Origin of the sequence: Rodentibacter rarus, assembly GCF_001998965.1 — a bacterium.
Lineage (GTDB): Bacteria > Pseudomonadota > Gammaproteobacteria > Enterobacterales > Pasteurellaceae > Rodentibacter > Rodentibacter rarus.
The window spans coordinates 22,828-31,281 of the sequence record NZ_MLHJ01000068.1; the positions used below are offsets into that span (position 1 = coordinate 22,828).

An 8,454-nucleotide genomic window follows, 5' to 3' on the forward strand; every position below is an offset into this window, starting at 1 on the left:
TAGTTATTCCGCTTAAAAGGGGCAATTTTCGCCCCTTTTTCTATTTTGTCGTTAATTCATCGGCAATTTCTTCGGCTTGTTGTAGGACGAAGGTGATGGCCTCTTCTGCTTTATCCGGGGGATATTTATATTTTTGCAACGCTCGGCGAACAAGCAGTCGAATTCTTGCCCGTACAGCTTCTTTATGCTGCCAGTCAATGCTGACGGATTTTCGTAGAATATCGGTGATCTCTTTCGCCAATGCTGAAAGGGTTTCATCTTGCATTAATTCCCTTGCACTCCCGTTTTGAGAAAGGGCATCATAAAATGCCAATTCGGCAACGCTTAAACCGAGTTTTTCTCCACGCCCCAAACGCTCAGAGAAATCCCGTCCCATTTGCACGAGGGCATCGAGAATTTCAACCACTGTGAGATTGTGGTTGTGATATTGATTTAAGGCTTCTTGCAAACGTTGTTCAAAGTCTTTCTGTGCAGCAAGGTTTCGCCCAGCTTTGGCTTTGATTTCTTGCTTCAAGTAGCGTTCCATTGCCAAAACCCAAAGGCTTTTGGTTTCGCTATTTTTTATCGCCTGCAAAAACTCATCAGAAAGCAAATTAATTTGTGTTTGTTCTTTACCAAGCAATTCAAACAAATCAATCGTGCCTTCTGAAACAATACTTTGGTTGATTAAGGCTTTAAGTTGAATAAGCCGTTCTTGCGTGCCGCTGCCTTTTTGTTCACGTTTGGATAGCACCGCACGCACCGCATCATAAAATGCAATTTCTTGATTATAGGGTTCTGCCTCTTTTAATGCACCACAGAGGGCATAGCCTTTTTTCAAGCTACTGACGGTTTTTAAAAAGGCTTTTTGGCGTGGCTCTGGATCGTCTGAATTTTTCCATTGCTGATGATGAACTTTGTTATCATCAGGTTGTTGATCAAGGGAGTTGATATGGTTTGCCGCAAGAGCAATGGCTTTAAGTAAGCGTGAAGGATCGCTTTCACCGATAGCAGATTGAACATCAAAAGCCTTCCCATTAATTTGAGTGGCAAAAAAAGCGCGGATACGCTCTAACTGTTCTTTCATTTTAAAGAACACGTCTTGCACGTTTTCCGTCACTTTCCCTTTTCCATTGGAATTGGTATATTGCTTTGTTGCCTCTTTTAATTCTTCTGCCAACCCCACATAATCCACAATCAGCCCACCGTTTTCCCGGCTTTTATTGGCAAATACCCGATTTACACGAGCAATAGCTTGCATTAAATTATGCCCCTGCATCGGTTTGTCGAGATACATGGTATTACAACAAGGTGCATCAAACCCGGTTAGCCACATATCACGCACAATCACGATTTTTAACGGATCATTCGGATCTTTAAAACGGCGTTCTAAGGTTTGCTTTTCTTGTTTGCTGTAAACATGCTTTTGCATTTCAGGGGCATCTGACGCAGAACCGGTCATCACAATTTTTATTGTGCCTTGATTGATATCATCAGAATGCCATTCAGGACGAAGTGCGGTAATTTGATTGTATAAATCCACACAGATTTGACGGCTGGAAACCACAATCATTGCTTTGCCGTCCTGCTGTTCATTACGTTTGGTAAAATGGCTAACAAAATCCCCAGCAAGATCTCGCAATCGGGCTTCGGAACCTAATAATTTTTCTCGAAGCCGTAATTTGGGATGGTCTTCGTTTTCTAACAATTCATTAATTTCACCAAATAACGCCTCGTGATCGGTTTTCTCTGCAAGCTGAATTTGTCTTGCCTCATAACTAATCGGCACCGTTGCCCCGTCTTCCACCGCATCTTGCAAATCATAAATGGAAACATATCGTCCAAACACTTCCTGTGTATCTTTATCTTCAAGGCTAATGGGCGTTCCTGTAAAGCCGATAAAAGAGGCGTTGGGCAGAGCATCCCGTAAATGGCGGGCGTAGCCTGCTTGATATTTGCCGTTGTGTAATTTTTGGGTTAAACCGTATTGGCTGCGGTGTGCCTCATCGCTTATCACGATAATATTAGAACGAGTGTTCAATACAGGGAATTGGCTTTCCGTTTCCTCTAAGCCAAATTTTTGAATGGTGGTAAAAAACACCCCGCCGGATTCACGTTCGCTTAATAATTGACGAAGGGCTTCCCGATCTTCCACCTGTTGTGGTGTTTGTTTAATTAAATCTTTACCGTTACTAAAGGTTTGGAAAAGTTGCCCATCTAAATCATTACGATCCGTTACCACCAAAATTGTCGGGTTTTTCAATTCAGGTTGGGAGAGTAGTTTGCCCGCATAAAACAACATAGAAATGGATTTGCCCGAACCTTGCGTGTGCCACATCACCCCAATGCGTTTATCGCCTTGTTCACTGGTGGCGAAAAGGGTAGAGTCCACCGCCTCATTAACCCCGTAATATTGATGATAAGCGGCAATTTTCTTGATTAACGCCCCATTAGAAGCCCGTTCAAACAACACAAAATAACGCATACAATCCAATAATTTTTGTGGCGAGAGTAAGCCATTGAGCAGATTTTGCAATTCATCTCCAAAATCCAACCGCTGGCTTTGGTTTTTTTCATCCACCACTTTCCAAGGCGTAAAGCGTTGAAAATCCGCTGACAGCGATCCTAATCGAGCATTCAGTCCATCACTAATAATCAAGGCTTGGTTATAAACAAAAAGATCAGCAATTTCATCTTTGTAGGTTTGCAACTGATTAAAGGCTTGCAGTAAATCTGCCGATTCCCGCAGGGGATTTTTCAACTCAAACACCACCAACGGTAAGCCATTAACAAAACCGATAATATCGGGAATCCGCTTGCCCCCTTTACGGCTGCGAATTTCCAGTTGATTCACCATGACAAAGCGGTTATTTTCCCAATGTTCAAAATCCACCAAACGTGCCACATCAAATTTCTGCTCACCGTTTTGTTGATATTCCACCTTCACGCCATCTCGTAGCATTTTATAAAACGCCTGATTTCGCCCGACCAATTCGCCAATATCGCCTTTGGCGACAAATTTCACCACAAAATCAACCGCACTTTCAGGCAATTGGGGATTCAGTTTTTTCACTGCTTGTCTGAGTATTTCCACAAATACCACCCCGTCTAAATCTCCACGGAAAAATTTCCCTTCGGAAACCGGTAAATTTTTACCAAAGCGATATTCCCAGCCGAGGTTTTGTAGGCGGGAGAGGGTGAGTTGTTCGATGTCGTTTTCGTTGAGCATAAATTGTTCCTCAAATTTTGCGATCTTGATCGTAAACCTTATATTCAGCGATTTAAAAAATCTTTATTTTTAATTAAGTTATGACTTCTTTATATTATGTTGAGCCTAGAAATAAAATATGAATAAACCAAAACGGAAAACCATTCGCGTAAAATGGGATAGTTATCAAAATGGTTGTTACTTTGTCACTGTTTGTACCCAAGATAAAATTCATTATTTTGGTGAAATAAAAAATCAAAAAATGTATTTATCATCACTGGGAATGGAATTACAAAAAATTATTCAAAACACAATAAATTTAAGAGCAGATCAATTTATTGAAATACCAATTTATACTATCATGCCTAATCATTTTCATTTAATCATTATTATAAATAGCCATATAAATCAACATCAGCATTGTTTCGGTTATGGGCAATGTAAAAATTTAGCCTCAATTGTTCGTGGTATTAAAGCCTCTTTAACCTCTTTTGCAATTAAAAACCAAATACCATTTCAATGGCAACCTCGTTATCACGAACATATTATCAGAACGGAAAAAGCATTTACGCATATTTATCATTACATTGAAAACAATGTTATAAATTGGAAAATAGATTGTTTTTATTAAAACCTATCAAATACGGACACACGCAGTGTGTCCCTACCAATCACATTATTTGATATTTTTTATGTTTTATAATATCAATATTTAATTAGCCAAAATCTATTTCATATCCCACATATCCGGTAGGGACACACTGCGTGTGTCCGTGTCAATGACATCAGTTAATGTTTTGTTTTTTGATAATGCCAATATTTAATTTATTCGTGTTTATTTTTATTTGGGTTAAAATTTGATTTCGGACACGTGTCGGACACACGCAGTGTGTCCCTACCAATCACATTATTTGATATTTTTTATGTTTTATAATATCAATATTTAATTAATCAAAATCTATTTCATATCCCACGATATCCACTAGGGACACACTGCGTGTGTCCGTGTCAATCACATCAGTTAATGTTTTGTTTTTTGATAATGCCAATATTTAATTTATTCGTGTTTATTTTTATTTGGGTTAAAATTTGATTTCGGACACGTGTCGGACATACGCAGTGTGTCCGTGTCAATGACATCAATTAATGTTTTTTTGATAATGCCAATATTTAATTTATTCGTGTTTATTTTATTTCGGTTAGAATTTGATTTCGGATACATGTCGGACACACGCAGTGTGTCCCTACCAATCACATTATTTAATGTTTTTTATGTTTCATAATATCAATATTTAATTAACCAAAATCTATTTCATACCCCAGATATCCAGTAGGGACACACTGCGTGTGTCCGTATAAATTCATGCGTGAAAATATCACTGTAAAGTGTTTTTATGTTATTTAATAATATTCTATGTATGAATATTACCCTGCTGTTAAGGTATGTCAATGTTAATATTTTTTATAATGCTAATATTTTCAAATCTTCTCTTTGTTCTATCATTATCATTTTTTAACTTGAAATAAATATCTAGTAATTCTTTATCTATTCCATCATCAAAGAAGTAAGGAGGTATGTTTGATTTATATATGACTAAATAAATATTTAATAATCTCATTGATAAATCTAATAAATATCTTATATCTCTTCTATTAGCCTTACTTATAATTATTTTATCATCTACATTTTGATCTGAGTGTGCAATAATTTTATTTCTTACGTCAGATATTTTATTTTTTATTTCGATCATCTTAACTCCTATTTTGTTTATGATTATTTGTTGCTTTTTAGTTCCTTTTTCAAATAAATAATGCCTTAATAAAGGAAAGCTAATAGGATGGCTTTCAATATTTTTTACTTCTGATTTTTCAGTGATTTTAATTGCGTTATTTATAAAATCAAATAAACTTAAGTTTGTGGCATGATGAAAAGAATATATATAATTGTTATAATATTTTAGTCTCATGTTTGATTTTCTCATTTTTAAAAGACTACAATAAAATCTAAAAGCAGCATCTGCTTCTTTTAAATTAAAAGCTATTTTGTCTAAGAAATGATAGATTTTATAAGCATCCATTTTAAATTTCCCCATTCAACAATCTAGGCAACAACAAATCTCTGCTTTTTTCAAGAGATTTATTTTCTTCTATATTTAAATTAATTTTTTCAAAAATAGGTGATGTTTGTTTCCAAAATACCTTTAATAATTCATAATTTGGATTTACAAATTCAAAACTTGGTACAGCATCTTTTCCTAAATGTAGAACGGTTGTACCTGTACAAAATGATTTTGTATGTGCTTGAAATGAATCAGTCATTGCTAGGCAGTAAAGGAAATATTTATAGACATCATCAAACGGTCTAACCACACCAACATCGAGAGAAATTACTAAATGTTCATAACGAGAATCCGACATTACCATTGCAGGTTTACCGATTACATCTGCTGCTTGGGTTACATCGGTATAAGCAATAATCAGTTCACCAGAAAAAACTTCTTGTTCATATTTGTATTTTCCTATGTACTCTTTCAATCCATCTAAACGGTATCCGCCACCTCGGTTAAATGATTTTAAGGTAACTAATGCGGTTGTTGATTCTGCAAGCTCACTACTTTTGTAAGACTTACCTTTGATAACAGTCGCAATTTCATCAATCCTTTTAACCTCCCACCCCCTCGGCACTTCCCCAAACCCATCAATCTCCTCAAACTCACTCGGAAAGGCTTTGGCAATTTCTGCCAATTCTGCGTATTGATCGGGGTGGGTTTGGGAAAGTGCGGTTAATTCTTCCGGTGTTTTTCCGCTGATGATTTGCTGAGCTGCAAGTTCGGCTTCTGCTTGGGTTTTGCCTTGTGCAAGGGCATTAGCTTTGGCACGCACGGGGTCAAAATCCACAAACCAGCTTTTAAAAATTGCTTGGGCGATTTGTTCGAGGGTTTGGTTGATTTGGGTATTGAGTTCTATTTTTTCGTCTAATGGAGAAAGAATATCAACTATTTTTTGTTGGGTATCAAAATCTGGAATGTTTAATTCTGTATCTTTTAAAATTTGCCCTGAAATTTCTTTAAATGTACTTCCTATTGCTCTACTTTCCAAGAGATACACATTATTTTTTAATAAATAATAAAAGAATTCTGGAATATGACCTTCATTTAAAATTAAACTTTTAAATCCCTGATTTGTTGATATTTCATTACTAGCAATAGCAACATAACCAATCGGTGCTCGGCTTGTTAATAACACAGTATCTTTAGGTAATAATTTTGCACTACTATTTTTTAAACCTAATTCTGTTATATTACGCTCACCTTTTGATATATATCTTTTGTTGTATCCTGATAAGTCTTTTGGTGTAATCCAAGCTATTTCTCCATTTTCAAAATATTCTGTTTTTGAAGAAGAAGGTGTACCTCCACCAACAATGGTGGCAACTTCTGATAATTTCATCATTTTCCAATCACTCATACCCCAATCCTCCCAAATTTTTCTTAATCTCCGCTTCCAATTCCGCACTTTGTTTAAATTGTTCATTTAAAAGAGCGGTCAGATTTTGCATTTTTTCTGCAAAAGGTATGCCGTCATCTTCAATTTCAGCGGTGCCGACATATCGTCCGGGGGTGAGGACGAAATCGTTAGCTTCAATCTCTGCTAAACTGGCGGATTTGCAGAAGGCAGGTTGATCTTCATAGCCTTGTGATTTTTGCCAAGCGTGGAAGGTGTTGGCGATTTTGGCGATGTCTTCAAGGGTGAAATCACGCAATACCCGATCTTTCATATAGCCGATTTGGCTGGCGTCAATAAATAGCACTTCACCTTTGCGGGCTTTGTTGCGGTTTAACAACCAGATGCAAGCGGGAATTTGGGTGTTGGTGAAAAGTTGCCCTGGCAAGGCGACCATTGCCTCGATAAGGTCAGCTTGCACAATGGCTTTGCGGATTTCGCCCTCGTTATTGGTTTGGCTACTCATTGAGCCGTTTGCCAGAACCATTGCCATTCTGCCTTTTGGCGAGAGGTGATAGATCATATGCTGCAACCACGCAAAATTGGCGTTGCCTCTCGGCGGTATGCCGTATGCCCAGCGTGGATCATCGGCAAGGCTTTCACTCCACCAGTCGCTCACGTTGAAAGGTGGGTTCGCCATAATAAAATCCATTTTTTTATCGAGATGTTGCGGTTGAGCGAAACTGTCTGCATTGTGTTTGCCGAAATCGTAAGCAATGCCACGGATCGCCATATTCATCGCCGCAAGTTTCCATGTGGTGGGGTTAAATTCTTGCCCGTAGATAGACACTTGGTTGATATTGCCTTGGTGGGCGGTGATAAAGCGTTCCGTTTGCACGAAAAAGCCGCCACTGCCCATTGCAGGGTCGTAAACCCGCCCTGAATAAGGTTCAAGCATTTCAACAATGAGAGAAACGATAGATTTCGGGGTGAAATATTGTCCGCCCCGTTTGCCCTCTGCTTGGGCGAATCGTCCGAGGAAATATTCATAAACGTGCCCGAGAATGTCTTTTGCCCCTAAATGAATCGGTGTGCCGTTGTAAGTAGGTTGAGTAAAATTGGTGTCGGAAAAAAGATTAATTAAGCCCCGTAGGGTATCTTCATTCACCCCATAGCCACTAATGCGTTGCAATACGCCTTTGAGTTTGGCGTTGTCTTTTTCGATTGTCTCAAAAGCATCGTCAATTAAACGGGCGACACCGGCGAATTTGCCACCCCAAGGTAATTCTGTGCCGGTATTAAAAAGGGCGACAGCTTGTAAGGCTTGCCAACGTGCGGAAGGGGGCACCCAGAAGATATTATCGGCAATATAGTAATCACGATTTTCTAATTCGGCGCTGAGGGCTTCTTGATAGTCTTCTTCCGAATCGTAAAAAGTGCGGTCAAGATAAAGGGGATTTTCGGAATCGGTGAGTTCCGCACGGATTTTTTCTTGCTGGGCGGTGAAACTATCGGAGATGTATTTTAAGAAAATTAAGCCTAAAACAATGTGTTTATAATTGGCGGCATCAAGTTGTTGGCGGAGACGGTCTGCGGCAGACCAAAGTTTTTCATCTAAATCATTAAGAAAGGCTTGCTGTGTTTGCGTTTCATTGACACAATCTTGGTGGCTTCTGGCTTCTGGCTTCTGCATAAAATTTATCCTTTGTAAAGTGAAAATGTTGATATTTTTGAAAAAAGTGCGGTTATTTTATAGAAAATTTTTCTCGGTGTTTCGGTATTATACAGCAGTTGCACAACGTTGTTTTTTGTTATCTTGTAGG

5 protein-coding genes are annotated in these 8,454 nt (G+C 38.2%); 1 reads left to right on the forward strand and 4 read right to left on the reverse strand.

From position 1 onward, the window contains the following. Positions 1 to 40 precede the first annotated feature (40 nt). Positions 41 to 3,208 carry a type I restriction endonuclease subunit R gene (locus BKK50_RS07770; protein ID WP_077416934.1) on the reverse strand — a complete coding sequence of 1,056 codons (3,168 nt, stop codon included), beginning with the start codon at positions 3,206 to 3,208 and terminating at the stop codon, positions 41 to 43. A 118-nt stretch (positions 3,209 to 3,326) separates the two neighbouring features. Between BKK50_RS07770 and BKK50_RS07775 the strand changes: the two genes are divergently transcribed. After that, positions 3,327 to 3,818: a transposase gene (locus BKK50_RS07775; protein WP_077416936.1), complete on the forward strand. Its 492-nt coding sequence runs from the start codon at positions 3,327 to 3,329 to the stop codon at positions 3,816 to 3,818. An 805-nt stretch (positions 3,819 to 4,623) separates the two neighbouring features. Here BKK50_RS07775 and BKK50_RS07780 read toward each other — a convergent pair. Genes BKK50_RS07780 through BKK50_RS07790 form a run of 3 tightly spaced genes read right to left on the reverse strand, consistent with a single transcriptional unit; the run spans position 4,624 to position 8,324 of the window. Continuing rightward, positions 4,624 to 5,265, reverse strand: a complete 642-nt coding sequence (locus BKK50_RS07780; protein ID WP_143529784.1) for a hypothetical protein — start codon at positions 5,263 to 5,265, stop codon at positions 4,624 to 4,626. A 1-nt stretch (position 5,266) separates the two neighbouring features. Then, complete coding sequence (locus BKK50_RS07785; protein ID WP_077416941.1) at positions 5,267 to 6,655, reverse strand: restriction endonuclease subunit S; 1,389 nt, start codon at positions 6,653 to 6,655, stop codon at positions 5,267 to 5,269. Next, on the reverse strand, positions 6,648 to 8,324 hold the full coding sequence (locus tag BKK50_RS07790; protein ID WP_077416943.1) for a class I SAM-dependent DNA methyltransferase: 1,677 nt from the start codon (positions 8,322 to 8,324) through the stop codon (positions 6,648 to 6,650). The genes BKK50_RS07785 and BKK50_RS07790 overlap by 8 nt, the downstream gene beginning before the upstream one ends. Between the last annotated feature and the right edge of the window lie 130 nt (positions 8,325 to 8,454).

What these genes read in the sequence shown, in the direction of transcription:
- BKK50_RS07770 (WP_077416934.1), bottom strand. Translation starts at nt 3,208, where the DNA reads ATGCTCAACGAAAACGACATCGAACAACTCACCCTCTCCCGCCTACAA.
- BKK50_RS07780 (WP_143529784.1), bottom strand. Translation starts at nt 5,265, where the DNA reads ATGGATGCTTATAAAATCTATCATTTCTTAGACAAAATAGCTTTTAAT.
- BKK50_RS07775 (WP_077416936.1), top strand. Translation starts at nt 3,327, where the DNA reads ATGAATAAACCAAAACGGAAAACCATTCGCGTAAAATGGGATAGTTAT.
- BKK50_RS07785 (WP_077416941.1), bottom strand. Translation starts at nt 6,655, where the DNA reads ATGAGTGATTGGAAAATGATGAAATTATCAGAAGTTGCCACCATTGTT.
- BKK50_RS07790 (WP_077416943.1), bottom strand. Translation starts at nt 8,324, where the DNA reads ATGCAGAAGCCAGAAGCCAGAAGCCACCAAGATTGTGTCAATGAAACG.